25 protein-coding genes are annotated in these 26,524 nt (G+C 74.9%); 14 read left to right on the top strand and 11 right to left on the bottom strand.

What is annotated here, in order from left to right:
• The 4 genes from ACI79Q_RS15200 to ACI79Q_RS15185 all read right to left on the bottom strand — a co-directional run.
• Window positions 1–1,076, bottom strand: a 1,076-nt coding sequence (locus ACI79Q_RS15200) for a DUF222 domain-containing protein (protein ID WP_456614947.1), incomplete at its 3' end; no start/stop codon positions are given.
• Between the two features lie 157 nt (window positions 1,077–1,233).
• A complete protein-coding gene (locus ACI79Q_RS15195; protein WP_456614946.1) occupies window positions 1,234–2,712 on the bottom strand; it encodes an aldehyde dehydrogenase family protein in 1,479 nt (492 codons plus the stop codon).
• Between the two features lie 54 nt (window positions 2,713–2,766).
• Window positions 2,767–3,369 (bottom strand): hypothetical protein, encoded by a 603-nt coding sequence (locus ACI79Q_RS15190; protein ID WP_456614945.1) that lies wholly within the window; start codon window positions 3,367–3,369, stop codon window positions 2,767–2,769.
• 7 nt (window positions 3,370–3,376) lie between these two features.
• Window positions 3,377–4,006, bottom strand: coding sequence for a universal stress protein (locus ACI79Q_RS15185; protein ID WP_456588686.1), 630 nt, complete (start codon window positions 4,004–4,006; stop codon window positions 3,377–3,379).
• A gap of 107 nt (window positions 4,007–4,113) precedes the next feature.
• Here ACI79Q_RS15185 and rpe point away from each other — a divergent pair, with 107 nt between their 5' ends.
• The 8 genes from rpe to ACI79Q_RS15145 all read left to right on the top strand — a co-directional run bounded on the left by rpe (window position 4,114) and on the right by ACI79Q_RS15145 (window position 10,046).
• The gene (gene rpe, locus ACI79Q_RS15180) at window positions 4,114–4,785 is read left to right on the top strand and encodes a ribulose-phosphate 3-epimerase (RefSeq protein WP_456588687.1); all 672 of its coding nucleotides are present in this window, start codon (window positions 4,114–4,116) and stop codon (window positions 4,783–4,785) included.
• The gene (gene ribD / locus ACI79Q_RS15175) at window positions 4,782–5,858 is read left to right on the top strand and encodes a bifunctional diaminohydroxyphosphoribosylaminopyrimidine deaminase/5-amino-6-(5-phosphoribosylamino)uracil reductase RibD (RefSeq protein WP_456614944.1); all 1,077 of its coding nucleotides are present in this window, start codon (window positions 4,782–4,784) and stop codon (window positions 5,856–5,858) included. Before rpe ends, ribD begins: the two co-directional genes overlap by 4 nt.
• A 1-nt stretch (window position 5,859) precedes the next feature.
• Window positions 5,860–6,483, top strand: a complete 624-nt coding sequence (locus ACI79Q_RS15170) for a riboflavin synthase (RefSeq protein ID WP_456614943.1) — start codon at window positions 5,860–5,862, stop codon at window positions 6,481–6,483.
• Window positions 6,480–7,799: a bifunctional 3,4-dihydroxy-2-butanone-4-phosphate synthase/GTP cyclohydrolase II gene (locus ACI79Q_RS15165; RefSeq protein ID WP_456614942.1), complete on the top strand. Its 1,320-nt coding sequence runs from the start codon at window positions 6,480–6,482 to the stop codon at window positions 7,797–7,799. Before ACI79Q_RS15170 ends, ACI79Q_RS15165 begins: the two co-directional genes overlap by 4 nt.
• On the top strand, window positions 7,796–8,323 hold the full coding sequence (ribH, locus tag ACI79Q_RS15160) for a 6,7-dimethyl-8-ribityllumazine synthase (RefSeq protein ID WP_456588691.1): 528 nt from the start codon (window positions 7,796–7,798) through the stop codon (window positions 8,321–8,323). The genes ACI79Q_RS15165 and ribH overlap by 4 nt, the downstream gene beginning before the upstream one ends.
• A complete protein-coding gene (locus tag ACI79Q_RS15155) occupies window positions 8,320–8,583 on the top strand; it encodes a phosphoribosyl-ATP diphosphatase (RefSeq protein ID WP_456588692.1) in 264 nt (87 codons plus the stop codon). Before ribH ends, ACI79Q_RS15155 begins: the two co-directional genes overlap by 4 nt.
• 27 nt (window positions 8,584–8,610) lie before the next feature.
• On the top strand, window positions 8,611–9,477 hold the full coding sequence (gene hisG / locus ACI79Q_RS15150; RefSeq protein ID WP_456588693.1) for an ATP phosphoribosyltransferase: 867 nt from the start codon (window positions 8,611–8,613) through the stop codon (window positions 9,475–9,477).
• A gap of 86 nt (window positions 9,478–9,563) precedes the next feature.
• Window positions 9,564–10,046, top strand: a complete 483-nt coding sequence (locus ACI79Q_RS15145; protein ID WP_456588694.1) for an SSI family serine proteinase inhibitor — start codon at window positions 9,564–9,566, stop codon at window positions 10,044–10,046.
• A gap of 6 nt (window positions 10,047–10,052) precedes the next feature.
• On the opposite strand, the gene ACI79Q_RS15140 is transcribed toward ACI79Q_RS15145, so the two are convergent.
• Entirely contained in the window at window positions 10,053–11,045 is a 993-nt protein-coding gene (locus ACI79Q_RS15140) for a DUF2877 domain-containing protein (protein WP_456588695.1), read from the bottom strand.
• Between the two features lie 393 nt (window positions 11,046–11,438).
• On the opposite strand from ACI79Q_RS15140, the gene ACI79Q_RS15135 reads away from it, so the two are divergent.
• A complete protein-coding gene (locus ACI79Q_RS15135; protein WP_456588696.1) occupies window positions 11,439–13,244 on the top strand; it encodes a PucR family transcriptional regulator in 1,806 nt (601 codons plus the stop codon).
• Between the two features lie 57 nt (window positions 13,245–13,301).
• Window positions 13,302–14,060, top strand: a complete 759-nt coding sequence (locus tag ACI79Q_RS15130) for an SDR family NAD(P)-dependent oxidoreductase (protein WP_456613247.1) — start codon at window positions 13,302–13,304, stop codon at window positions 14,058–14,060.
• Between the two features lie 59 nt (window positions 14,061–14,119).
• Here ACI79Q_RS15130 and ACI79Q_RS15125 read toward each other — a convergent pair whose 3' ends face one another.
• Entirely contained in the window at window positions 14,120–15,664 is a 1,545-nt protein-coding gene (locus ACI79Q_RS15125) for a helix-turn-helix domain-containing protein (protein WP_456597892.1), read from the bottom strand.
• A 75-nt stretch (window positions 15,665–15,739) separates the two neighbouring features.
• Between ACI79Q_RS15125 and ACI79Q_RS15120 the strand changes: the two genes are divergently transcribed.
• The 3 genes from ACI79Q_RS15120 (at window position 15,740) to ACI79Q_RS15110 (ending at window position 17,737) form a co-directional block, all read left to right on the top strand.
• A complete protein-coding gene (locus tag ACI79Q_RS15120; protein ID WP_456588699.1) occupies window positions 15,740–16,486 on the top strand; it encodes an SDR family oxidoreductase in 747 nt (248 codons plus the stop codon).
• A 103-nt stretch (window positions 16,487–16,589) separates the two neighbouring features.
• Entirely contained in the window at window positions 16,590–17,525 is a 936-nt protein-coding gene (locus ACI79Q_RS15115; RefSeq protein ID WP_456614941.1) for a DMT family transporter, read from the top strand.
• 131 nt (window positions 17,526–17,656) lie between these two features.
• Window positions 17,657–17,737, top strand: a complete 81-nt coding sequence (locus ACI79Q_RS15110) for a nitroreductase family protein (RefSeq protein WP_456614948.1) — start codon at window positions 17,657–17,659, stop codon at window positions 17,735–17,737.
• Window positions 17,738–17,748: 11 nt separating this feature from the next.
• Here ACI79Q_RS15110 and ACI79Q_RS15105 read toward each other — a convergent pair whose 3' ends face one another.
• The 4 genes from ACI79Q_RS15105 to ACI79Q_RS15090 all read right to left on the bottom strand — a co-directional run bounded on the left by ACI79Q_RS15105 (window position 17,749) and on the right by ACI79Q_RS15090 (window position 19,636).
• Entirely contained in the window at window positions 17,749–18,582 is an 834-nt protein-coding gene (locus ACI79Q_RS15105; protein ID WP_456614940.1) for a DUF998 domain-containing protein, read from the bottom strand.
• Window positions 18,570–18,896, bottom strand: a complete 327-nt coding sequence (locus tag ACI79Q_RS15100; protein ID WP_456588703.1) for a hypothetical protein — start codon at window positions 18,894–18,896, stop codon at window positions 18,570–18,572. Before ACI79Q_RS15100 ends, ACI79Q_RS15105 begins: the two co-directional genes overlap by 13 nt.
• A gap of 140 nt (window positions 18,897–19,036) precedes the next feature.
• Window positions 19,037–19,237, bottom strand: a complete 201-nt coding sequence (locus ACI79Q_RS15095; protein ID WP_456588704.1) for a hypothetical protein — start codon at window positions 19,235–19,237, stop codon at window positions 19,037–19,039.
• A 78-nt stretch (window positions 19,238–19,315) separates the two neighbouring features.
• A complete protein-coding gene (locus ACI79Q_RS15090; RefSeq protein ID WP_456613251.1) occupies window positions 19,316–19,636 on the bottom strand; it encodes a hypothetical protein in 321 nt (106 codons plus the stop codon).
• Window positions 19,637–19,957: 321 nt separating this feature from the next.
• Here ACI79Q_RS15090 and ACI79Q_RS15085 point away from each other — a divergent pair, with 321 nt between their 5' ends.
• A complete protein-coding gene (locus ACI79Q_RS15085) occupies window positions 19,958–24,463 on the top strand; it encodes an ExeM/NucH family extracellular endonuclease (protein WP_456614939.1) in 4,506 nt (1,501 codons plus the stop codon).
• Between the two features lie 112 nt (window positions 24,464–24,575).
• Here the strand turns inward: ACI79Q_RS15085 and malQ are convergent, their stop codons facing one another.
• Window positions 24,576–26,414, bottom strand: coding sequence for a 4-alpha-glucanotransferase (gene malQ, locus ACI79Q_RS15080; protein ID WP_456614938.1), 1,839 nt, complete (start codon window positions 26,412–26,414; stop codon window positions 24,576–24,578).
• Window positions 26,415–26,524: the final 110 nt, after the last annotated feature.

The following is a 26,524-nucleotide window of genomic DNA, read 5'->3' as shown; positions in this document are numbered from 1 at the left end:
GTGAGCGCGATCTGCAGGCTGCCGCCGGGTGGGGCCTGCACGCCTGCGGCATCCAGGGCGGCGAGTAGTTCGCGCAGGTGGGCGGCGGTGATCGGCTCCCCGTCCACCTCCCCCACCGGCGCGGGCGTGCCGGGCGGGGTGAACGCGGCCGGTGCCGGGGCGCCGGCGGCGAGGAACCCCGCCGGGGTGAGCGCGGACAGCGGCGCCACCACCGTGAGCTGCGCGGTCACCGATGGCTGCTGCTGCCAGGGGCGCAGCAGCAGATCGGTGAGGGCTCCGGTGCGCAGCATGCCGATCGGCCGAGCATCGCCGGCGTCCTTCGCCGCCCGGGCGTGGGCATCGACCGCCTGGCGGCAGGCCCGGGCCTCGGGATGGGGCAGCAGGGCGCGCAGCTCGCTCATCCCGTCGCCGACCGGGCGCACCGTCACATCCGCTGCCCGCCGACGGGCCTGCCGGCGGCGGTCGGCCGCGGCGGCGTCGCGGGCGATCAGCTCGGCGCGCACCGCCTCCCGCAGCTTCCCCACCCCCAGCTCGGTGGCGGTGGGCAGGACGGCGGCCTCCATGGCGGCGATCACGCCCGGGTCGGTCTCCCGCCCGGTGACGGCGACCTCCGCGGCCATCGCCCGGGCACGGGGCCAGTCCAACCGCCCCAGCCGCAGCCGTGTGTACGTCGCCGGTAGCAGCGTGGTGAGCACCTCGGCGTGCTCCAGCTGCGTCACCGCCGCCGTGCGGCTGCAGTTCTGCACCGCGGCCAGCTCATCGGGCACGAACTCACTGACCTCTGGCGGCCCCACGGTGCCGGCGCGCTCGCCGCCGGGCAACGGATCGGCCGGAGCCGGGCGCGCCGCGGCCAGATCCATCACCAGCTCCACCCGCAACGCCGCCAACTGCGCCTCCGCGGCCACGATCTGCCCCAGCAGCTCCGCCGCCTCCGCCGCACCCCGCCGGGCCGGCAACCACGCGCTCAACGGTTCACCCAACCGCGGCAACGGATCAGGGTCGGCCAGCTCCCACTCCGACGGCGGGCTCACCGGCATCACGGTCACCCCGACCGCGAACCCGACACCCGACGACATACCCGCAGGCTAGGACGGGGGTACGACAGTTTCAGCAGGTCGACGCCGCGCGCGGGTCGACCGGTCAGCCCGGCGACCAGCCCCGCCAGCAGCCCGATCACCGGGCCGTTCGGTTGTGGCGCCGGGTGGCCCCACGGGGAGGCCACCCGGCCGACCGTCAGAAGGGGAACTGCCGCCGGGTGTGCTGGACGCTGATCCAGTGGTCGGTGGTGAACTCCTCGATCGCCCACTCACCGCCGAACCGGCCGAGCCCCGAGTCCTTCTCGCCGCCGAACGCGGTGTTGTTCTCGTCGTTGAGCGGGGAGTCGTTGACGTGGGTCATGCCCGCCTCCACCTGCAGCGCGAAGTTGACGCCGCGCAGGGTGTCCCGGGTGAAGACGGCGCTGGAGAGCCCGTACTCGGTGTCGTTGGCGATCGCCAGCGCGTCGGTCTCGTCGCGGGCGCGGATGATCGTCGCGACCGGGCCGAAGACCTCCTGCCGGGCGGTGGCGACGTCGTTCGTCCCCAGCAGCACGTGCGGCGGCAGCACCGAGCCGATCGGCCCGGTCGGGTCGCCGCCGAGCAGCTGGTCGGCGCCGTCCTCGCGCGCCTGGGCGACCTTCTCCTGGATCCCCTCGAGCTGCTTGCCGTTGATGATCGGGCCGATCACGGTGTCGCCCTCGCGGGGGTCGCCGGCCTTGAGCCCGCGCACCCGCTCCACGTAGCGGTCGACGAACTCGTCGTGCACCGCGGCGTCCACCACGATCCGGTTGGTGATCATGCACACCTGGCCCTGGTGGAAGAACTTGCCGAACACGGCGGCGTCGACGGCGTACTCCAGGTCGGCGTCGTCGAGCACCACCAGCGGGCCGTTGCCGCCCAGCTCGAGCGAGAGCTTCTTCAACCCCGCCTTCTCGGCGATGCCCTTGCCCACCGGGGTGGACCCGGTGAAGGAGACGACGCGCGGCGTGGGGTGGCTGACGATCGCGTCCCCGATGTCGCGCCCGGCGCCGATGATGACCGACAGCAGCCCCGGCGGCAGCCCGGCCTCCTCGTAGACCTTGGCCAGCAGGAGGCCGCCGGTCACCGGGGTGTCGCCGGCCGGCTTGAGGACGACGGCGTTGCCGAGCGCCAGGGCGGGCGCGACCGAGCGGTTGGACAGGTGCATCGGGACGTTCCAGGGGCTGATCACGGCCACCACGCCCACCGGGCGGCGGTAGACCCGGCTCTCCTTGCCCTCGATGTCGGCCGGCAGGATCCGGCCCTCCATCCGGTACGGGTAGGACGACGCCTCGTGGAAGTCCCGCAGGGTGATCGCGAACTCGAACTCGGCGGCCGGTGCCGCGGCCCCGCTCTCGCGGATGTGCCAGTCGACGATCTCGTCCTTGCGCGCCTCCATGATCCGGGCGGCGCGGCGCATCACGTCGGCGCGGTCGCTGGGCAGCCGGGCCGCCCACTCGCGCTGCGCTTCCTTGGCGCGCGCGTAGGCCTCGTCGAGGTCCTCGGCGTTCGCCAGCGGGATCTCGGTCAGCGTCTCGCCGGTGTAGGGATCGGTGTCGGTGGCGGTCTTCCCGGCGCGCCCGGCGCGCCAGGTGCCGCCGATCGGCATGCGGTCGAAGCCGTCGTAGCGCTCGGGGGCGGTGGTGTCGGAAGCCATGGATCTGGCCCTACCCGGTCGTGTGCGACGGACACGTGGCGGTGGGCCGGCCGGTCAGCTGCGGGCAGGTCCGGGCGGGTCGGCGAGCCAGCGACGGCCGGCCCGGGCCTGGGTGGTGCTGTCCACCAGGAGGACCACGCCCGCGATCGTCACCAGGACGGCGCCCGGGACCGTGGTCCCGAGCTCATCCCAGTCGCCCAGGACCACGTGGATGCCGATGATGGCCGGGACGCCTACCCGGGCGAAGAACCGCTGGCGCGCCATCCGGTCCGCCACGCGGTCGGCTCGCGCTCGCCGGCCCGGCCCCGGGTCCCTGTGGTGGACGACGGCGTATTCGGCCAGCAGGCGCTCCTGCTGCCGTTGCCGGCCGCGCTCGGTCCCCAGGAGACCCCATCCCAGGAGCGCCAGGACGAGGGCACCAGCGGCTACGGCGGTCCACGTGCCCGTGGACCAGCTCGCCGGCTCCAGCCGGAGCAGCGCGAAGCCGGCCGCGAAGGGCGGCAGGCCACCCGCGAGCATGCGGAGCTCGTGCCGGGCCCGCTCGCGCACCGCCGCGGCGGCGTCCTCGGCCGGCAGGGGCCGGGTCCGCGCGGTGGACGCGCCGGACCGGCTGGTCCCGGTCGCCTGCGCCGGACCGTGGAACGGTTGCCCGGTCACCGCCCGGTCACCGCCCGGCGACGGGCCCGGCGAGCAGCACCGGGACCGGGGAGTGGTGGGTGACGTGCTCGGCGACGCTCCCGAGCATGCGGTGGGACAGGCCGCGGCCCCGCCGGCCCACGACGACGACGTCGGCGTCCTCCTGGCCGGCCACCTCCAGCAGCGCCGAACCCGGCCGGCCGCTCACCAGCTCGACGACCGGTCTGGCCCCGGAGAACCAGGTGGTCCGCTCCTCCAGCAGGCCGCGGCACCGGTCCCGCTCGGTGCGGTCGGCGAACTCGACGACGTCGGGGTCGACCGCCATCACGAGCACCACCCGGGTGCCGTCGCCGGAGAAGAGCTGTGCCGCGTCCCGCAACGACCGGTCGGACTCCGCGGACCCGTCGACGCCCACGACGACCGTCACCGCGCCGTCGGCCCGCGCGGACTCGGCGTCCGCGAGCGGTGTCCGCTCGACCACCCGGTGCTCGCGCCGCCCGCGCTCGATCGCCACCGGCACGAACAGCGGCCCGAGGACGGCGCCGAGGAAGTACCACTGGGGATCGCGGTAACCCCGGCGGCCGAGGAAGAGGGCGGCACCACAACCCACGGCTATCCAGACGACGAGGACGAGGACGACGAGGGCGGGTGTCGGCATGGTGCTCCTCCCGTGCAAGCGGGCCACGGCGTTCGCGCCCCTACGTGGCTGACGACCGGCGGAGGGATCGGGTTCCGGCACGTGGCCGCCACCTAGACTCGGCGGACGTGCCCCGGCAACCGTTGATCGCGCCCAGCCTGCTGTCCGCGGACTTCGCCCGCCTGGCCGACGAGGTGGCGCGCGTGGCCGACGCGGACTGGCTGCACGTCGACGTCATGGACGCGCACTTCGTGCCGAACCTGACCCTGGGGCTCCCGGTCGTCCAGGCGATCGAGCGGGTCAGCCCCGTGCCCCTGGACTGCCACCTCATGATCGAGCACCCCGAGCGCTGGGCGCCGGGGTACGCCGAGGCCGGGGCGCGCAACGTCACCGTGCACGCGGAGGCCTGCACCGATCCGCGGGCGGTGGCCCGGGACCTGCGCGCCGCGGGCGCGCTGGCCGGGCTGGCGATCAAGCCGGGCACGCCCCTGGAGGACTACCTCGACGTCCTCGCCGACTTCGACACCCTGCTGGTCATGAGCGTGGAGCCCGGCTTCGGCGGGCAGTCGTTCATCGCCGACGTGCTGCCCAAGGTGCGGCGGGCCCGGGAGCTCGTGGACGCCGGCGAGCTGACCCTCCTCGTGGAGATCGACGGCGGCATCAACGCCGACACCATCGAGCAGGCCGCCGAGGCAGGGGTGGACATGTTCGTCGCCGGGTCGGCGGTCTACGGCGCCGACGACCCCGGGAAGGCGATCGCCGCGCTGCGCGCGCAGGCCGCCGCGGCGATGCCCGGGTGAGCGCCTCCCCGGCCGAACTGCGCGGGATGGCCCGCGCCCGGGAGCTCGGCGTCGCGGTCCTCGGCACGACGAGCCCCAACCCCGCGGTGGGCGCGGTGGTCCTGGCCGCCGACGGCAGCGTCGTGGGGGAGGGGGCCACCGCCCCGCCCGGCGGTCCGCACGCCGAGGTGCGCGCCCTGGCCCAGGCCGGTGAGCGGGCCCGCGGCGGCACCGCCGTCGTCACGCTGGAGCCGTGCGCGCACACCGGGCGCACCGGTCCGTGCGCCGATGCGCTGCTGGCCGCCGGCATCGCGCGGGTCGTCGTCGCCGTGCCCGAGCCGACCGAGCTGGCCGGTGGGGGCGCGGAACGGCTGCGCGCCGCCGGGGTCGAGGTGGTCGTCGGTGTCGAGCGGGACGCGGCCGAGCGCGGGGCGCTCGCCGGGTGGCTGACCGGGGTCCGCGAACAGCGGCCGTACGTGATCTGGAAGGTGGCGGCCACGCTGGACGGTCGCGTCGCCGCGGCCGACGGCAGCAGCCGCTGGATCACCGGGCCCGAGGCGCGGGCCGAGGTGCACCGGCTGCGGGCCGGCTGCGACGCCGTCGTCGTCGGTTCCGGCACCGCCCTCACCGACGACCCGCAGCTCACCGTGCGCGACGAGGACGGCCGGGACGCCGACCGGCAACCGCTCCGGGTGGTCGTCGACCGCCGGGACCGGCTGCCGGCCTCGGCCCGGGTGCTCGACGACGCCGCGCCCACGCTGGTCAGTCGCGCGGGGAGCCCGGCCGAGCTGCTCGCCGAGCTGTTCGCCCGCGACGTCCGCCGGGTGCTGCTCGAGGGCGGCCCGACGCTCGCTGCCGCGTTCCTGCGGGCGGGCCTGGTCGACGAGGCCGTCGTGCACCTCGCGCCGAAGCTGCTGGGCGCCGGTCCCTCGCTCGTCGGCGACCTGGGAATCACCGGGATCGGCGCGGCGCTGTCCTACTCGGTCGCCGACGTCCTCCCGTTGGGTGGGGACGTGCAGATCCGGCTGCACCCCACCGGGCACACTGAGGGCGGCACCCGCACCGGCGGGACCGGCACGGACGGAGGGAGCTGAGGTGTTCACCGGCATCGTCGAGGAGGTGGGCACCCTGGCCCGGCGCGAGGACCAGGGCGACTCCGCCGTCCTCAGCATCCGCGCCCGCACCGTCCTGACCGACGTCTCGCTGGGCGACTCCATCGCCGTCAACGGCGTCTGCCTCACCGTCACCGGCGTCCAGCCGGGCGTGGACGGCGCCGGTGTGTGGACCACCGACGTGATGGCCGAGACGCTGCGCCGAAGCAGCCTGGACGCCGTCGCCGAGGGCGCACCGGTCAACCTGGAGCGCGCCGTCGCGCCGCACACCCGCCTGGGCGGGCACATCGTGCAGGGCCACGTCGACGGCGTGGGCCAGATCCTGTCCCGCACGCCGGCGGAGCACTGGGAGGTCGTGCGCATCGGCCTGCCCACCGGGCTCGCCCGCTACGTCGTCGAGAAGGGCTCCATCGCCGTCGACGGCGTCTCGCTGACCGTCAGCGCGGTCAGCGCAGCGACCGACGCCGAACCCTGGTTCGAGGTCAGCCTCATCCCCACCACTCTCCGCGAGACCACGCTCGGCGCGCGCGCCCCGGGGGAGCCCGTCAACCTGGAGGTCGACGTGATCGCCAAGTACGTGGAACGTCTGCTGGGGGCCCGCGCATGAGCGAGCCCCGCACCCGGCTGGACTCCATCGAGTCGGCCATCGCCGCCATCAAGGACGGCCGGCCCGTGGTCGTCGTCGACGACGAGGACCGCGAGAACGAGGGCGACCTCATCTTCGCCGCGGAGCTCGCCACCCCGGAGCTGGTGGCGTTCATGGTCCGCTACACCTCCGGCTACATCTGCGTGGCCGTGACCGAGGCCGACGCCGACCGGCTGGACCTGCCGCCCATGCACCGGGTGAACCAGGACCGCCTCGGTACCGCCTACACGGTCACCGTCGACGCCCGGGAGGGCGTCACCACCGGCATCTCCGCCGCCGACCGCGCGCACACCATCCGCACCCTCGCCGCCGCGGAGACCACCTCGGCCGACCTCGCCCGGCCCGGCCACGTCGTGCCGCTGCGGGCCCGCGACGGTGGTGTGCTGCGACGCCCCGGGCACACCGAGGCCGCCGTCGACCTCGCGCTGCTGGCCGGGCTGCGCCCGTCCGGCGTGCTCTGCGAGATCGTCAGCGAGAAGGACCCGATCGGCATGGCCCGCAGCGAGGAGCTGCGGCTGTTCGCCGACGAGCACGACCTGTGCATGATCTCGATCGCCGACCTGATCGCCTACCGCAAGCGGTTCGACAAGCTGGTCGAGCGGGTGGCCGAGGCGATCGTGCCGCTGGCCCCCGGCACGTTCACCGCCGTCGGCTACTCGAGCTCCTACGACGAGCGCGAGCACGTGGCCTTCGTCTACGGGGACATCGGCGACGGCGAGGACGTGCTGGTGCGGGTGCACTCCGAGTGCCTCACCGGCGACGTCTTCGGCTCGCTGCGCTGCGACTGCGGGCCCCAGCTGCAGGCCGCGCTCGCCGCCGTCGCCCAGGAGGGCCGCGGCATCGTGCTCTACATCCGCGGGCACGAGGGCCGGGGAATCGGCCTGCTGCACAAGCTGCAGGCCTACCAGCTGCAGGACATGGGGGTCGACACCGTCGACGCCAACCTCGACCTCGGGCTGCCCGCCGACGCGCGCGACTACGGCACCGGCGCGCAGATCCTCGTCGACCTGGGCGTGCACACCATGCGGTTGCTGACCAACAACCCGGCGAAGCGCGCCGGCCTGGAGGGCTACGGCCTGCGGGTGCTCGGCCGGGTGCCGCTGCCCAGCCACGTCACCGCGGAGAACCTCGGGTACCTGCGCACCAAGCGCGACCGGATGGGCCACCTGCTCGACATCATCGAGCCCGAGACCGAGTCCGGTCCGGCCGACGCCCCGGGCGCCACGACGGTGCCGGGCACCGACGTGCCCCTCGGCCAGGACGAGCAGCCGGCATGAGCGGCAGCGGAGCGCCGCAGGCGACCCCGGTCGACGCGGCCGGGCTGACGCTGGGCATCGTCGCCACCACGTGGCACGCCGAGATCACCGGGACGCTGCTGGACCGTGCCGTCGCCGCCGCCGAGGCCTGCGGGGTTCCCGCGCCGACCGTCGTCCGCGTGCCGGGCGCGGTGGAGCTGCCCGTCGTGGCGCAGGCCCTGGCCGAGCGCCACGACGCCGTCGTCGCGCTCGGCGTCGTCGTGCGCGGGGGGACGCCCCACTTCGAGTACGTCTGCGATGCCGTGACCGCCGGGCTCACCCGCGTCGCCCTCGACGCCGGCAAGCCGGTGGGCAACGGCGTCCTCACCACCAACGACGAGCAGCAGGCCCGCGACCGGTCCGGCCTGCCCGGCTCGGCCGAGGACAAGGGCTGGGAGGCCACCCTCGCCGCGCTGCAGACCGCGCTCGTGCTCCGCGAGCTGCGGACGCCGCAGCGGCAGACCGGGTTCTCCGCGACCCCCGCCCGTCAGGAGGCCCGGTCGTGAAGACCTTCGACAGCCTGTTCGCCGAGCTCTCCGCCAAGGTGGCCGCCGGGGATGCTGCCTCCGGCACCGTCGCCGCGGTGCGGGACGGCGTGCACGCAGCCGGCAAGAAGGTCGTGGAGGAGGCCGCCGAGTCCTGGATGGCGGCCGAGCACGAGGGTGCCGACCGCACCGCCGAGGAGATCAGCCAGCTGCTCTACCGGGTGCAGGTGCTCATGCTGGCGCGGGGCCTCACGCTCGACGACGTCTACACCCACCTCTGATCCACCCCGAGACACAGGAGATCGAAAGTGCTGCGCGTCGCCGTGCCGAACAAGGGTGTGCTGAGCGAGCCGGCGGCGGAGATGCTCGCCGAGAGCGGCTACCGCCAGCGGCGCAGCACCAAGGACCTCGCCGTCTACGACCCCGACAGCGACACCGAGTTCTTCTACCTGCGCCCGCGCGACATCGCGGTGTACGTGGCCGCCGGCACGCTCGACGTGGGCATCACGGGCCGGGACATGCTGCTGGAGACCGCCCCGGCCGATGGTGAGGGCCCGAGCGCGGTGGAGGACATGCCGCTGGGCTTCGGCCGCTCCTCGTTCCGGTTCGCGACCCCCGTGGAGTCGGCGATCCAGCAGGTCGAGCAGCTGGCCGGCAAGCGGATCGCCACCGCCTACCCGGTGCTCCTGCGGCGCTACCTGGACGAGCAGGGGCTCAAGGCCGACGTGGTGAAGCTCGACGGCGCGGTGGAGACCGCCTGCCGGCTGGGCGTCGCGGACGCGGTCTGCGACGTGGTGGAGACCGGGACGACGCTGCGCGCCGCCGGGCTGCACATCATCGGGGAGCCCGTGCTCAGCAGCGAGGCCATCCTCGTGCGCCGTGAAGGGTCCGAGGAGATCCCCGCGGTGGCGCAGCTGCGCCGTCGGCTCCGCGGCGTGCTGGTCGCGCGGCAGTACGTGATGCTCGACTACGACTGCCCCAACGAGCTGCTCGACCGCGCCACCGCGGTCACCCCGGGCATCGAGGGGCCGACGGTCAGCCCGCTGCAGACCCCGGGCTGGTCGGCGGTGCGGGCCATGATCGCCCGCACCGAGACCAACCGGGTGATGGACGAGCTGTGGGAGCTCGGTGCCCGGGCGATCCTCGTCACCAGCATCCACGCCTCCCGGATCTGACGGACCCGCCGCTCGGGGCCTCCTGGCGAGCAGCCGGGCGCCGGCTGCGGTGGAACCCGAGGGCGGCGTCGCTCGTCTGCACCGGCATGCGACGCCTGGTGCTGCTCGCCCTCCTCGTCTCCGCGCTCGTGCTCGGCGCCTGCGCCACGGGGCGGGGCGACGGGGACGCGTCGTCGACCGGTGACGGGCGCGACGCGACCGGCGGTGGCCCGTCGGGCATCGCGCAGGCGGCGAACGACCTGCGGATCGTGGTCGACCGCGGGGACGGGACGCCGCCGGAGACCTGGACGCTGACCTGCGCCGGCGTCGCGGAGGGCACCCACCCGCGGGCGGAGGAGGCCTGCGCCCACCTCGAGGACATGGCCGAGCCGTTCGCGCCGCTGCCGGACGACCGGGTCTGCACCGAGCAGTACGGCGGTCCGCAGACGGCCCGCATCACCGGGCGCTGGAACGGCGCGCCGGTCGACCTGGAGCTGTCCCGCGTCGACGGCTGCCGCATCGCGCAGTGGGACGCCCTGGGTCCCGTCCTGCCCGTACCGGTGGGGGAGGCGGCGACGCCGCTCGGCTGACGCCGGTCAGCGGACGCGCGCGGTGCGATCCACCAGGTCGATGGCGGTGCACAGACCCAGTGCCATGGCCCGGCCGCTGGTGGCCCCGGTGGCCAGCAGGCGGCCGATCGCCGGCCCGAGCGGGCGCTCGCCGACCAGCCCGCGGAGCACGGCGGCGTACTCACCGCTGACCTGTCCCGCTGCCGCGTGCCGCAGGAGCGCGCGGGACAGCTCGGTGGTGCGGCCACCGGCCAGCGAGCACACGCCCGCGGCGAAGCGCTCCGCCGCCGGGTGCCCGAGGAGCACCAGGCCCGCGATCGTCCCGGCCACGACGTCGTCACCGGCCGGCGTCAGCCCGGGGCCGAGGCCGATGAGCCGGGTGGCGGTGCGCAGCGCGGCCTCGAGGTCGGCGCGACGCACCGCGCCGCGCAGGGCGGCCAGCGGGCCACCGGGCCCCGTGGGCAGCCCGGGCAGGGTGAAGGCGCTGTGCGGGACGCCCTCGCCGTAGAGGGCGGTGCGCAGCTGCCGGACCCCCTCGGGCAGGAGCGCGGGCCGTCCACCGGGCAGCCGCGGCCGCGGGTCCCACCAGGCCGACGCGCTGACCGCGAGGTCCCCGACGACGATCCGCCCGGCCCCCACCTCGGCGGGGGCGCCCGCCGGGAGTCCGGTCAGCGGGCGCCCGTTGCTCGGGCGGAAGAGGACGCAGCCCAGCGGCAGCCGGGCCGCATCGCTGGTCAGGACGCCGACGACCTCGCCGAGGCCGCGCTCACCGGCCACCTGCACGTAGAGGGCGGCGGGGAGGCTCAGCAGCACGCGCGCCGGGCGGACGGGGCCGCGCAGCACGTCGGCGACGGCGGTGCTCGCCGCGGCGGGCACCGCCGACGGCGCCGCCGTCGGCAGGGTGCGGGCGGCTCGCGCCGACTCCCGGGGCAGGGGGATCGTCGGGACGCCGGCGCGACCCCGCCCGGCGAGGTGTCCGCTCGAGCCGCTCCGGACCTCGGTGTCGTCGATCGCGCGCATGGGCCGCCCTCCACCCCTCGGGACGACGGAGGCCGGTGGATCGGCGCTCCGCCCCTCGGTCCACCGGCCGCGAGGAGGGTGCACACGCCCCTGCACGGAGCGCCTACGATCCAGCGAGCAGGTGGAACGAGGTCGAACCTAAGCGGCGCGTCGCACGCCCTCTTATGGCGGATGTCGCCAAGAATGGATGGCGGCGTCCGGGGACACCTGACAGGCCGCTGCCGTGTGGCACCCTGGACGACGACTGGAAGGGGATGCCTTGTGACACAGAGTGATTCGTCACTCCTGGCGTCTACTCGCGGTAGTGGAACCACCCCGTTCCGTCGCAACTGGTCGGTCGACGAGTCGCCCCGGGCCGAGCGGCGCGGCGAGCGCGCGAGCTGGCAGCAGCGGATGGGCCTGACCGTGGAGGAGGCGCTGGACCTCCCCGTCCTCGCGGGGAGCACCGTGACCAGCGGCTCGGCCGGGCTCGGCCGGGTGATCCGCCACATGGTCGTCGACGACCCTGCGGAGCCGCTGGCCGCCGCGGGCCCCGACGTGCTCGTCGTCCTCGGCGCCCGCCTCCCTCCCGCCGACCCGGCCAGCTGCCGGGCGCTGGTCGAGCGGCTCGAGGCCGCCGGCACCGCGGCGCTGGCCTACCGGCGCGTCGACGGGCCACCGCCGCTGCCCGCCGAGGTCCTGGCCGAGTCGGAGCGCCGCGGTCTCCCGGTGCTCGCGCTGCCGCCGACGGCACGGCTCGACGAGGTCGTCTCCGGCGTGCTGGGCGCCGTCGTCGCCAAGCAGGGGCAGGCCCTCGCCCTGTCCTCGCGCATGGACGACGAGTTCACCGAGGTGGCGCTCACCGGTGGCGGCCTGGCCGAGGTGACCCAGCGCCTCGCCGTGATGCTCGAGGGCGCCGCGGTGCTGGGCCTCGGCCCGGACCGGGAGGTCGTCACCAGCGCCGGCCCCGCCGACGACGTCGCCGAGATCAGCGACTGGCTGTGGCTCCTCGACGCCGCCGCCGACGACGAGCTGGCCGCCATGGCGCCGTCGCTGCGGCTCTCCGGGGTCCGCGCGGACCAGACGGTGGTCACGCCGGCCGACCTGAACGCGGACCTCTCACCCGCCGACGGCATCCTGCTCGTGCCCGGGCACCACGAGCTGCCCGGCGGGATCGGCGAGTACGCGGTGGCGCCGATCATGGCGGGCGACCAGCGGCACGGCTGGCTCGTCGCCGTCCACCGGACCGGCGCGATGATGCTGGGCGCCGGCGGCGTGCTGGAGCGGGCCGCGGTCATCGCCGCGCTGTCGGTGATCCGGCTGCAGGCGGTCCACTCGGTGGAGCTGCGTTTCCAGGGGGACCTGGTCCGCCGGCTGGTGGGGGGCGCGGTGGGCCACACCGAGCGGACGCTGGCCTACACCCGCTCGTTCGGCTGGCGGCTGGACGGACCGGTCGCGGTGCTGGTGACCGCCACCGAGACCGTGGCCGACGCGGCGGCCGACCCCACCCGCGCCCTCGACGTCCTGGACCGGCTGGCCGACGGCTGGCGCGCCGCGTTGGAGTCGGAGGTGGCCGGCGCGGCCGTCGCGGGGCTGGCCACGGAGATCGTGACGCTGCTGCCCCTGGACGGGCGCACGCCGGAGGAGCTGTCGGCCCTGGTCTCCGCCGTGACCTCTCGGGTCAACGGGCGGCTGCGCCGGGTGGGCCGGTTGCTGGGCACCGGCATCGGCCGGCCGGCCGGATCGCTCTCGGAGCTGGCCGAGGTGCACCGGCAGGCGCAGCGCGCGCTCGGTGTCGGGCAGGAGATCCACGGCGCGTCGTCGGTCGTCCACTTCGACCAGCTCGGGGTGTTCCGGCTGCTGTCGCTGATCCCCGACAGCACCGAGCTGCGTTCCTACGTCGACGAGGTGCTCGGCCCGCTGGCCGACGCCGTCGACGCCGATGCCGCCGACCTCCGGGAGACCCTGCGGGTGCTGCTGGAGACGAACCTGAACGTCGCGGAGTCCGCCCGGCGGCTGCACTTCCACTACAACACGATGCGCTACCGGATCGGGAAGCTGGAACGGATGCTCGGGCCGTTCACCACCGACCCGACGCTGCGGCTGAACCTCCTGCTGGCGCTGCACGCCGCCCGCATGCGCGGCCTGGACCAGCCGGCGCGCCCGCCGCTGGACGGCGGCCTCGGCCCGCTCGACGACGGGTTCGACGCCCTCCTCTGAGGACCGCGCTGCGCGGCCGACGTGCGCCGCCGGGTGCTGCGTGGGAAGGATGTCCGCATGACCCAGGTCGATCGTCCCCTCGCCGGCACGGTGGCCCTCGTGACGGGGGCGTCCTCGGGGATCGGCGAGGCCACGGCGGTCGCCCTGGCCGGGGCCGGGGCTGCCGTCGCCCTCGGAGCGCGGCGGAGCGACCGGGTCGAGGCGCTCGCCGGTCGGCTGCGCGGCGGCGGGACGGCGGTGCTGCCGCTGGCCCTGGACGTCACCGACGAGCGGGCGTGCGCCGATGCCGTCGCGCGCACCCGGTCGGAACTGGGCGGCCTCGACGTCCTGGTGAACAACGCCGGCGTCATGCTCCTGGGCACGATCGCCGGGGCCGACACCGAGGACTGGCGCCGGATGATCGACACCAACGTCATGGGGGTGCTCTACATGACCCACGCGGCCCTCGACGGGATGCTCGAGCAGGGGTCGGGCGACATCGTGAACATCTCCAGCGTCGCCGGGCGGCAGGCCCGCAAGGGCGCCGGGGTGTACAACGCCAGCAAGTGGGCGGTGAACGCCTTCAGCGAGTCGCTGCGCCAGGAGGTCACCGGCCGCGGGGTGCGGATCGGCCTGGTCGAGCCCGGCGCGGTCAGCACCGAGCTCACCGACCACATCACCCAGCCCGCGGCGAAGGCCGCCTCGGTGCAGATGTACTCGAGCATGCGGGCGCTGCACGCCGAGGACATCGCCCGCGCCGTCCTCTACCTGGTGACCCAGCCGCCGCACGTCGCGGTCAACGAAGTGCTCGTCCGCCCCACCGACCAGGAGAGGTGAGAAAGGACCCCGTCCTCCCCACCGCTCGCAGGCTCGCGGCGGTGCCCTGGACGGGGCCGTTAGTCGCGGAAGACCTCGATGTCGGCGCCCATCTCGACCAGCCGCTCGTAGAGCTGCTCGTACCCGCGGGCGATGATGTCGACGTTGCGCAGCACCGACGTGCCCTTGGCCGCCAGCATCGCCAGCAGTATGCAGACCGCCGGGCGCAGCGCGGGCGGGCAGACGACCTCCGCGGCCCGCCAGCGGGTCGGGCCGGTGACCAGCACCCGGTGCGGGTCCAGCAGGCGGACGTCGGCGCCGAGCCGGGTGAGGTCGGAGAGGTGGATCGCCCGGTTGTCGTAGACCCAGTCGTGGATCAGCGTCGACCCCTGCGCCTGGGCGGCGATCACCGCGAAGAACGGCAGGTTGTCGATGTTGAGCCCCGGGAACGGCATCGGGTGCACCTTGTCCAGCGGCGCCCGCAGCTCCGACGGGTGGATGGTGATGTCGGCCAGCCGGGTGTGCCCGTTGTCGGCGAGGTACTCGGCGGAGAGCTCGTAGCGCAGCCCCATCTCGGCGAGCACCGCGAGCTCCACCTCGAGGAAGTCCACCGGGGCCCGGGTGACGGTCAGCTCCGAGCCCGTGACGATCCCGGCGGTCAGCAGGCTCATCGCCTCCACCGGGTCCTCGCTGATCGTGTAGTCGACGTCGGCGTCGAGCACGGGGCGTCCGCGCACCACCAGCGTCGTCGTCCCCAGGCCCGTCACCTCGACGCCGAGCAGCTGCAGGTACAGGCACAGGTCCTGGACCATGTAGTTGGAGCTCGCGTTGCGGATGGTGGTGGTGCCGTCGGTGCGGGCCGCGGCCAGGAGCGCGTTCTCGGTGACGGTGTCCCCCCGCTCGGTGAGCACGATCGTCCGATCCGCGGCGGCCGGTCCCTCCACCGTGGCCTGGTACTCACCGGCGTGCGCCTCGACGGCCAGCCCGAACGGCCGGAGGGCGATCATGTGCGGCTGCACGGTCCGCGTCCCCAGGTCGCAGCCGCCGGCGTAGGGCAGCCGGAACGCGCCGGCCCGGTGCAGCAGCGGGCCCAGGAACATGATGATGCTGCGGGTCCGCCGGGCCGCGTCGGCGTCGATGCCGTCGAGGTCGAGCTCGTCGGGGACGACGAGGGTGAGGTCGTGCCCGTGCTCGTCCCAGGTCGCGGAGACGCCGATGGACCGCAGCACGTCGAGGATGCGCTCGACCTCCACGATGCGGGACACGTTGCGCAGGGTCGTGCGCCCCCGGTTCAGCAGCGCCGCGCAGAGCAGGGCGACGGCGGCGTTCTTGGAGGACTTCACCGCCACCCGGCCGCGGAGGGGGCGCCCACCGGTCACCCGCAGGTGCGCCGGCCCGGCGGGACCCAGCCGGATGAGCTCGCTGTCGAGCGCGGCGGAGAGGCGGCCCAGGAACTCCAGCGTGAGGTTCTGGCTGCCCTGCTCGATGCGGGCGACCGCGCTCTGGCTGGTGCCCAGCCGTTCGGCCAGCTGTTGCTGGGTGAGGCCCCGGTGGCGGCGGGCGTCGCGGACGAGCGCCCCGATGCGCCGCATCGCTTCGTCGGCAGGCAGGTCGGTGAGCGTCACCGGGACACGATATCTCGTATCTGAGATGTCGGCCGCTCCGTGCGCAGACGTGGCGCCTCCGGGGAGACTGCACCCGTGGACGTACTGGTCACCGGCGGCACGGGCCGCCTGGGGCGGCACCTGGTGCCGCAGCTGCGGGACGCCGGGCACCAGGTGCGGCAGATGTCGCGCCGGGGCGCCGGGCCGGGAGGGGTGCGGGGTGACCTCGCCACCGGGCGGGACCTGGCGCACGCGGTGGCGCGGGCGGAGGTGGTGGTGCACGCGGCGAGCGCCCCCCGGGGCGACCCCTGGGAGGTCGACGTCGCCGGCACCCGACGGCTGGTCGAGGCGGTCGACCGGTCCCGGCCGCCGCACCTCGTGTACGTCTCCATCGTCGGGGTGGACCGGGTTCCCCTGAGCTACTACCGGGCCAAGTACGCCGCCGAACAGGTGCTGCTGGCCTCGGGCCTGCCGGTCACGCTGGTCCGCATCACCCAGTTCCACGGCTTCGTCGACGAACTGCTGGGCACGGCGCGCCGCGGGCCGCTGCTGCCGGTGCCCATGGGCTGGCGGGTGCAGCCGGTGGACGTCACCGACGCCGCGGCGCACCTGGTGGAGCGCGTGAGCGCCCCGCCGTCCGGCGGCGTGGTGGAGCTCGGCGGACCCGAGGAGCACTCGGTGGCCGACCTCGCGCGGACCTGGGCAGAGGTGCGCGCTCCGGGGGCGCGGGTCATCGCGACCCCCGTTCCGGGCCGGCTCGGCACGGCGCTGCGCGACGGCGCGGCGCTGCCCACCCGCGGTGCGCGTGGCCGGCGCACGTGGGCCGAGCACCTGCGGGGCTGAGGACCGCAGCGTTCCTGCCAGTTCCCGGCGGCCGGGTGCCAGTCACGTGCCGCGGCCGGAAACCGCCGGATCGGGTCGGCAGCCGGCCCTAGGTTCTGCGGACGTGACCACTCCCGCTGCTCCGGACGGGCGAACGCTGCTCGCCGTCGTCGTCACCGTGCTCGCCTGGGCATCGGCCTTCGTGGGCATCCGCGCGGTCGGCCAGGACCTGTCGCCCGGCGCGCTGGCCCTCGGCCGGCTGCTGATCGGCGGGATCGTGCTGGGCCTGCTCGTCGCCCGCCGCGGCTGGGTGCGCCCCACGCCCGGTGAGTGGCGGTTGCTGGCCGTCTGCGGGATCGGCTGGTTCGCCGTCTACAACCTGGCGCTGAACGCCGCGGAGCGGCACCTGGACGCTGGCACGACGGCGATGCTGGTCAACATCGGGCCGATCCTCATCGCCGTGCTCGCCGGCTTCTGGCTCGGGGAGGGCTTCCCGCGCTGGCTGGTCGTCGGCATCACCGTCGCCTTCGGTGGCGTGGTGCTGATCGGCGTCGGGACCCGCGGCGCGGACGCCGATCTGGTCGGCGTCGCGCTGTGCGTGGTCGCGGCGGTCACCTACGCGGTGGGCGTGGTGGCCCAGAAGCCGCTGCTGCGGCGGCTGCCCGGGCTGCAGGTCACGTTCACGGCGTGCGCGATCGGCGCGGTCGCCTGCCTGCCCTGGGCCGGCGCCCTGGTGACCGATGTCGGCCGCGCGCCCGCGGGCTCGGTCGCCGGGATGGTGTACCTCGGTGTCGTCCCGACGGCGCTGGCCTTCAGCACCTGGGCCTACGCGCTGTCGCGGATGGACGCCGGTCGCCTCGGGGTCACCACGTACCTGGTGCCCCCGCTGGTCGTCCTGCTCAGCTGGCTGCTGCTGGGGGAGGCGCCCCCGCTGCTGGCGGTGGCCGGCGGTGCGGTGTGCCTGGCCGGCGTGGCGGTGTCCCGGCGGCGGACCCGGCCCGCGCTGGTCCCCGCGGCCGGCGCTCCGCCGGCACCGGCCGGAGCGGCCGGTCAGCGGTAGGCGGACCGATCGACGACCGGGTGTGCGGACGGCTGCGGCCATGGGGTAGGCACGCACCGGGGCCACCGCCGGTGGTCCTCCGTGGAGACCGGCCGGGAGGGTTCGTGGTGGAGGAGCAGGACTAGGCGCAGGTGGTGGCGGCTGCCACGCGGGCGCCGTCGATCCACAACACGCAGCCGTGGCGGTTCGTCTGGTTCGAGCCGGCCGGCTGAACCCCGGCCGCTCAGCCGCGCCGGTGGGGAGGCGCCCACGGGTCCTCCGGGTCGGCGTCCTCCCCGTCGCCGGACGTCTCCCCGTCGCCGGACGTCTCCCCGTCGGCGCCGCTCGTCGCGCCGGTCCGCTGGTCGCGGCCGGCGGCGGCCTCCAGGGCCTCGTCGCGTGCCCGCGCCTGCTCCGCCCGCCGCGCCTGCTCCTGCGCCCGTGCCGCATGCAGGGACGACTCCGCGGGCGCGACGTCGCCGCGCCGGTCGAGCCACCACAGCCCCAGCCCGGTGAGCGCCAGGGCGATCGGCAGCGGGTACGCCGCGGCGCGCTCGACGCCCCCTTCCCCGAGGTACCGGGTGACACCGGTCAGGAAGAAGGCGGTCGCGGCGGTGGCCAGGATGCCCAGCAGCACCACGGTCGTGCCGAGTGCCTCCGACAGGGGGCGCACGGCGTAGGCCAGGGCGATCAGCCCGAGGGCGCCGCCGACCAGGTGCAGGACCGCCCCGAGCGCGTGCAGCGTGCCGTTGCCGTCGGTGGGGAAGACGCCCACGAGCAGCACACCGGCGGCGGAGGCGCCGAGCAGCACGGCCATCGCACGGGCGGCCCCGCCACGCAGCGCGGGAAGCAGCAGCAGGGCCCCGCCCAGGATGAGGGCGGCCTGCACGACGAACGAGGCGTTCATCAGCTGCCGGCCGGCGGAGTCGGCGGCGCCCAGGGCGCTGATCACGTCGTCCGTGCGGGAGTAGGGCCCGGCGTAGCGGGCCTGGGCCACCGCCTCCGCCAGGAAGAACTGCAGGGTCAGCACCCACGCGAGGGCGCCCCAGCGGAGGCGGTGGGCAGTCACGGCAGCCATGATCCCAGCTGGTCGCGGGGAACCCGGTCGAGGACGGCGGACAGCTGCGCGCTCGACAGCCACGACGGGTTGCTGCCGGCGGGCATGCGCAGCACCTCGGCGTCCGCGAAGGCCGGATCGGCCCGCAGCCCGGCGCGGTCCACCGGCGTGTCGAGGCGGAGCAGGCGGACCGGCAGCACCGGCCCGTCCGCGGTCTCGTGGACCGGGGCGGTGACCCGGCCGACGGCGTGGACGCCGGCCGCGGCGCGCCCGCTCACCCACAGGACCACCGGCTGCCCGGCCGCGACGAGGTCGAGGCGGTAGCTCCGGCGCACGCAGCGCGCCAGGTCGCGGGTGGTACCGGGCAGCCAGGCCGCGTCGACGGACGCCGGCGGCCGGGTGCTCTTGAGCAGCCAGCAGGCGACGGCGCCGGCGCGCAGCCGCGCCGGCGTCGCCGGCCGGGCCGACCGCTCGGTCAGTCGGTGGCCGAGTGGACGTCGGCGCCCGCGGGGTCGGCGTCGTCGGAGCCGACGGCCTGCCGCTCTTTCTCGGTGCGGTACTCCAGCACCTCGTCGGCCGGGTGCGGGTCCTTCGCGTGTTGCGTGCGGTCCCGGGTCGGGTGCTCCTCCGGCGTGATGACGTCGTCGAGGGTGGGGCGGTCATGGGGATCGGTCATCGTGACGTCCTCCGGTCTGTCGGGATGCGGTCGGCAGGAGCCATAGCCCCCACCCGCGGCCGCTAACCGGGACGGAGCTCACCGCGGCTCGAGTCGGGCGGCCGGCAGCCACGCCTCGACCAGTGCGGGCCCGTGCGGACCGGCAACGGCGTAGGTCACCCGGCCGTGCCAGGCGCCGGCACGCTGCTGCCACTCCACCAGCAGCCCCGGCCACGTGCCGGGCGCCTCCGGGGGGTCGTGCACCCAGCAGTGCCGGCCGGCCTCCGCCTGCCCGTCCAGCCGGGGGGCGCCCGCACGGGCGGGCCGAGGTGCCGCGGCCCCCTGGGCCAGTGCACCGGAACGGGCCGCCCGGTCGCTGAGCGAACGCCCGGAGCGGCCTGGGTGCATGCCGCCGGCCATGGCAGCAGTCTCGCACGTCGGTCGAACATGCGTTCGACGGGCCGCGCCGGGTGGTGCCGGCGATTCCGGGTGAACAGTTCGTGCCAGTGGGGAGTGGCGAGCGTCACCGGATCCGGTGGTGGTCCGACCTGTCCCGGAGGGCGTATGCGACCTCGGTCGTGGCGCCCATCCCATTGCAGTGCGCATATCTCCGATGACACCGGGTAGTTACGGCGCCCGGGGGGTCGATCGCGTCGGCGCCGACGTCACCCGTTCGTCACCGAGTGGTCACAACCGCTTCCTACGGTTCCGGCGTCCACCCGCACTCTGGAAGGAACCTGCGTGCCTGATCCAGCCGGCACTCCACCGCAGCGACGCACCGCCGGTGCGATCGCCCGCCGTGCCTGCCTCGGTACCGCCGCCGCGTCCGTCGCGGTCGTCGGCATGCCCGCCGTCGCCCACGCGGCGCCCACGGCCCCCGTCATCTCCGAGATCCACTACGACAACGACGGCGCTGACACCGGCGAGTTCGTCGAGATCCACCTGCCTCCCGGCGGGAGCTCCGCGGACCTCTCGGTCGTGCTCTACAACGGCAACGACCGCGCCCCGTACGGGACCATCGACCTCGGGGACGTGACCGCGCCCGCGGACGCCCCCGCCGTGGTGGCCGTCGACGCGCCGGGGCTGCAGAACGGCGCGCCGGACGGCCTGGCCCTCCTCGACGGGAGCACCGTCGTCGAGTTCCTCTCCTACGAGGGGAGCTTCGTCGCCACCTCCGGTCCGGCCGCCGGGATGGTGAGCAGCGACATCGGAGTGGCGGAGGGCAGCAGCACGCCGGCCGGGTGGTCGCTCTCCCGGAACCTCGACACGGACGAGTGGACGGGCCCGTCCCCGTCCACCCGCGGGGTCGTCAACGGTGCCGGGCCGGAGGAGCCCGAGGAGCCTGGCGACGCCTGCGGGGTCACGCCCACGCACGAGATCGGCGCCGTGCAGGGCGAGGGGGACGCCACCCCGCTCGCCGGCCAGCAGGTCACCGTGCGGGGCGTCGTCGTCGGCGACCTGCCGGGCATGTCCGGCTTCTTCCTGCAGGACGCCGACGGGGACGGGGACGACGCCACGTCCGACGGCATCTTCGTGTTCAGCCCGCTGGAGGTCGACCTCGGCGACACCGTCGCCGTGACCGGCCCGGCGGAGGAGTACTTCGCGCAGACCCAGATCGGCGACGGCAACACCGCCGAGGTGTGTGCCGAGGGGACCGCCGCGGACCTGCCGCCGGCGGCGCCGCTCGACCTGCCCGCCGACGAGGCCGCCCGCGAGCGCCTCGAGGGGATGCTCGTCGAGCCGGTCGACCAGCTCACGGTCAGCGAGGTCTACGACCTCACCCGCTTCGGTGACCTGACCCTGTCCGAGGGCGGTCTGCTGGTGCAGCCGACGGAGCTCGCGCGCCCCGGTGAGGCGGCCGAGGCGATCGCCGAGGAGAACGCGCTGCGCCGCATCGTGCTCGACGACGCCGTCGGCGGGCGGGTCACGCCCGAGACGGCGCCCTACCTGACGCCGGAGACCCCCGTGCGGGTGGGCGACCCGGTCCAGTTCACCGAGCCGCTGGTCCTGGGCTACGGCTTCGACTACTGGCGGCTGTTCCCGGCCGACGGAACGGCCGAAGGGGTCTTCGCCCCGCAGAACACCCGGCCGGAGTCGCCCGACGAGGTCGGCGGTGACATCCAGGTCGGCGCCTTCAACGTGCTGAACTACTTCCTGACCTTCGGCGACAGCAGCACCGCTCGCGGCGCCGAGACCGCCGAGGCCTTCGAGCTGCAGGCCGCCAAGATCGTCGCCGCCATCAACGAGATGGACGCGGACGTCCTGGCCCTCATGGAGATCGAGGACACCGCCTCCACCGGCTACGGCGACGGCACGCCGGACCAGGCGGTCGCCGACCTGGTGTCCCGGCTGAACGAGGACGCCGGCACCGACAAGTGGGCGTTCACGGCGTTCCCGGACGAGCTCCTGGCCGTCGATCGCGACGTCATCCGCAACGCGATCATCTACCAGCCCGCCTCCGTGTCGCCGGTGGGCGAGCCGGTCGGGCTGGTCGACGAGGAGAACTTCGACAACGCCCGCGAGCCCCTCGCGCAGACGTTCGAGGCCGAGGGCGACGCGTTCACCGTCATCGCCAACCACTTCAAGTCCAAGGGCAGCGGGGAGGGGGCCAATGCGGACCAGGGCGACGGGCAGGGTGCCTCGAACCCGGACCGCATCGGCCAGGCGGAGGCGCTGGCCGGCTTCGTCGAGAGCGTGCGGGAGACCACCGGCGACGACGACGTGATGGTGCTCGGTGACCTCAACGCCTACTCCCAGGAGGACCCGATCCAGGTGCTCCGGGAGGCCGGGCTGACCGACCTGGGCACCCAGTTCGACGAGGGCCGCTACAGCTACGTCTTCGACGACATGTCCGGCTCGCTGGACCACGCCATGGCCACCGACAGCCTGACGGCCAAGGTGACCGACGTCGCTCACTGGAACATCAACTCGGTGGAGTCGTTCGCCTACCAGTACGACGGCGCGCCTGCGCTCTACGCGGCGGACGAGTTCCGGTCCAGCGACCACGACCCGATCCTGGTCGGGCTCGACCTGGGCGGTCCGGGCGAGCCCGGACCGGGGGTCGGCGACCCGACCGGGGAGGCCAGTGGCAACAGCTGGGTGCACCCGCAGGACCAGGTCGCCTACATCGCCGGTCACTTCCGGAACACCGACAGCGTGCCGGTGCAGGCGCGGCTGCTCACCGACTACGGCCAGTCGGAGGCGCAGACGGTGGCTCCCGGCGCCGCGGCGTACTTCACCGTAAACACGCAGCTGGCCGAGCTGCCGGCGGGCACCGCCACGATCCGCGTCTACAAGAACGTGGACGGGCAGGGCTACCAGTCGCTGTTCCCGATCTCCTACCCGGGGCAGACCGCCGGGGGTGGCGACGAGGACGGCGTCACGGAGCTGCAGCTGCTGGGGATCAACGACTTCCACGGCCGGCTGGGCGAGGCGGTCGCTCTCGCGGGCACGATCGAGGAGCAGCGGGCCCGGGAGGACGTCGACGCGACGCTGCTGCTGTCCTCCGGTGACAACATCGGCGCCTCGCCGTTCGTCTCCTCCGTCCAGCAGGACGTGCCGACCCTCGAGGTGCTGAACGAGATGGGGCTGCAGGCCTCGGCGGTCGGCAACCACGAGTTCGACCGCGGGTTCGACGACCTGACCGGCCGGGTCGGCGTCGACGGGGAGAGCGGCCTGGCCGGCTTCCCCTACCTCGGCGCCAACGTCTACGGCGAGGACGGGGCCCCGGCGCTGCCGGAGTACGCGCTGCTCGACGCCGACGGCGTGACGGTCGGTGTGATCGGTGTCGTCACCGAGGAGACCCGCTCGCTGGTCTCGCCGGCGGGTATCGAGGGCATCACCTTCGGTGACCCGGTCGAGGCGACCAACCGCGTCGCCGAGGAGCTCACCGACGGGTCCGGGGACGAGGCGGACGTGCTCGTCCTGGTGGCCCACGAGGGCGCTCCGGGCAGCGACTCCCTGGAGGAGCAGCTCGCCGCCGACACCGCGTTCGCCGCGATCGTCACCGGCGTCGACGCCGAGGTGGACGCGATCTTCACCGGTCACACCCACCAGAGCTACGCGTGGGAGGCGCCGGTCCCCGGCGGCGAGGGCACCCGACCGGTGATCCAGACCGGGTCCTACGGGGACGCGCTCGGGCGCATCGCGCTGACCTACGAGGAGTCGACCGACGAGGTCACCGCCTTCACGGTCGAGAACCTGCCGCTCACCGAGCGGCCGGCCGAGGAGCTCGTCGCCGCGTACCCGAGCGTCGCCGAGGTCGCCGAGATCGTGGCGGCGGCGGAGGCATACGCCGACGAGGTGGGTAGCCAGGTGGTCGGGCAGGTGACGGGCGACATCACCCGGGCCTTCACCGACGACGGGACCGAGGACCGCGGGTCGTACTCGGCCCTCGGCGGGCTGGTGGCCGATACCTACGTCTACGGGACCGAGCTCAGCGCGATCGAGCCGGCCGACCTCGGCCTGGTGAACCCGGGTGGCCTGCGGGCCGACCTGCTGTACGAGGAGGACGGTGAGATCACCCTGGCCGAGGCCAACGCGGTCACGCCGTTCGCCAACGACCTGGTCGTCGTCTCGCTGACCGGTGCCCAGCTGGTGCAGGTACTCGAGCAGCAGTGGCAGCCCGCCGGTGCCTCCCGGCCGTTCCTGGCGCTGGGCACGTCGGAGGAGCTCACCTGGTCCTACGACCCGGAGGCGCCCGCTGGTGCGCGGATCATCGTCGACAGCATCCGCATCTCCGGTGAGCCGATCGACCTCGGCGCGACCTACCGGGTGGCGACGAACAGCTTCCTGGCCTCCGGCGGTGACAACTTCACCGTCTTCGCCGAGGGCGTCACGGAGGGGACGGGTCTGATCGACTTCGACTCCTTCCAGGCGTACCTGGAGGACAACTCGCCGCTTAGCCCGGAGGACTACACCGGCCGGGTCAGCCTCGGTGAGGCGGAGGAGCCGGGTGCGCCCGCCGCAGAGGTGACCGTGTCGGACACCACCGTCACCGCACGTGACCGGGTCACGGTGTCGGTCACCGGCTTCGCGGCGCACGAGCGGGTCGTCCTGTCCCTGGGTGGTGCCCGCCTGGGCGCCCTGCGGACCGACGCCGACGGGGCGGGCGCGGCGCTGGTGCGCATCCCGCAGCGGGTTCCGGCCGGTGCGGGGGAGATCGTCGCGACGGCCCCCAGGTCGGGCGTGACCGCCACGGTGCAGGTCGAGGTGACCGAGCTGGTCCGCAGCCGCGCCGGCGGCTGAGCCCGGGGCCGGCCGGCCGCCGAGGTCGGCCGGCCCCGTTCCTGCACGACGGCTGGAGGCCGGCCCCCATGAGGGGCCGGCCTCCGGCTGTCGGTGCCCCGGGCCTGGTGGCTCAGTCCGCGTGGGCGGGCGCCACACCGGCTCGCAGGGTCCGGGCGACCGTCTGCAGCAGGGGGTGGCCCGGCAGGTCCTCGACGAGCACGGGCAGCGGCAGCGACCAGTTGGGACGGTCGTCGGCGCCGGGCATGTTCGGCCGGCGCTGCTCCCCGACGGCGTCGTCCAGCGTCGCCGACAGCAGCAACGACGGCGCCGTCGCCAGCAGTGCGTGCGCCTGCTCCACCGCCTGCTCGACCGTGGCGTCGTCGGAGAGCCCCGGGAGGTGCGCCAGCAGCGACTGCCGGCCGCGCTCCAGCTCCTCCTCGGTGCCCGTGCCGTGCTCCCGCTGCTCGTCGACGTCGGCCTCGGTCCACAGCCCCGCCACGGTGGGCAGGTCGTGGGTGGTGATCGCCGCCATGGCCTCGGCCGGCCATTCCGCGGGGGCGTCGTCCTCGAACCACAGCAGCCGGTAGGACAGCACCCCGTGCTCGGCCATCGCCTCGCGGACCCCGTCCTCGACGGTGCCGAGGTCCTCACCCACCACCAGCGCCTGGGCGCGGTGGCTCTCGAGGGCGACGATGTTCAGCAGATCCTCGGCCGGATAGCGGACGTAGGCGCCGTCCGCCGCGCTCCCGTCGGCCGGCACCCACCACAGCCGGAACAGGCCCATGACGTGGTCGATCCGCAGGCCACCGGCACCGGACATGGTGGCCCGGATCGACTGGATGAACGGTTCGTAGTCGGCGTCGCGGAGCCGCCAGGGGATCAGCGGCGGGGAGCCCCAGTCCTGGCCGGCCGAGTTGAACGCGTCCGGCGGCGCGCCGACGCTGACCCCGTCGGCCAGCACCTCCTGCCACGTCCACGCGTCCGCGCCGCCGCCGGCGAAGCCGATCGGCAGATCCTGGATGACGGTCATGCCCTCGGCGGCGGCGGTGAACTGCAGCTCCAGCGCCCACTGCAGCCAGGCGTGGAAGGCCACGACGGCGCCGTGCCGCTCGGCGTAGGCCGCGACGGCCGGGCCGTCCGGGCGCCGCAGCTCCTCGGGCCAGGCGTGCCAGTCGGCGCCGTGCTCCTCGGTGATCGCCGCCCACGTCGCCCAGTCCTGCAGCGTCCGCCCGCGCTCCTCCCGCCAGCGGGCGAAGGCCTCCCCGCCGCCGTGGGCGAAGAAGATCCGCATGAGCACCTCGCGCTTGCGCGCCCAGATCGCGTCGCGGTCGATCAGCGGCCCCTCGGACAGCGCGCGGCCGGCGTCGGCCTCGAGGTCGACCGCGTCGGCCCCGGGCACCTCGTCCACCCGCAGGTAGATCGGGTTGCGGAACCGGCGGGTGGCCGGCAGGTAGGGGCTGGCTTCCTGCTGCGCGATGGGGGCGACGGCGTGCAGCGGGTTGATCAGCAGGAACCCTGCCCCCTGCTCGTCGGCCATCTGCCGGAGGGCCCGCAGGTCGCCGAGGTCGCCGATGCCCCAGCTGTCCCGGCCGCGGGCGGCGTACAGCTGCACCGCCCAGCCCCACGCGCGGTCCTCGGGCAGCCAGCAGCGTCCGGGCGACACGATCAGCCGGCGCCGGCGGCCCTCCGGGGACTGCAGCCAGTGGTAGCCCAGCGGGAAGTCCTCCGGCAGCTCGCCGTCGATGTGCCGGACCTCGCCGTCCTCGCAGACGACGTCGGCCTCGTCCACCTCGAGCGCATCCCCGGGCCGGGCGACGATCGGCGCCCGGTCCTCCAGGTCGGCCGGCGGCTCGCCGATGACGGCGCGCAGCTGCTCGATCGTCTCCTGGGCTACCTGGTGCTCCTCGTCCAGCGCGTCCAGCCAGCTCGCATCGATGCCCCAGTCGTCTGTGGTCGGCTTCGTCGTCACCCCGCGATCCTCGCCGGGTGCGCCCCGGCTCGCAGTCCGGACCGGCGTGGCGCCGCTCTCGTCCGGCGCCGGCTCGCGATCGACCCCGACGCGTCCCACGTGGCCGCGCC

Source organism: Blastococcus sp. SYSU DS0828 (assembly GCF_054050975.1).
Note: the sequence above shows the minus strand (reverse complement) of the source record. Positions and strands in the feature narration are given on the sequence as shown.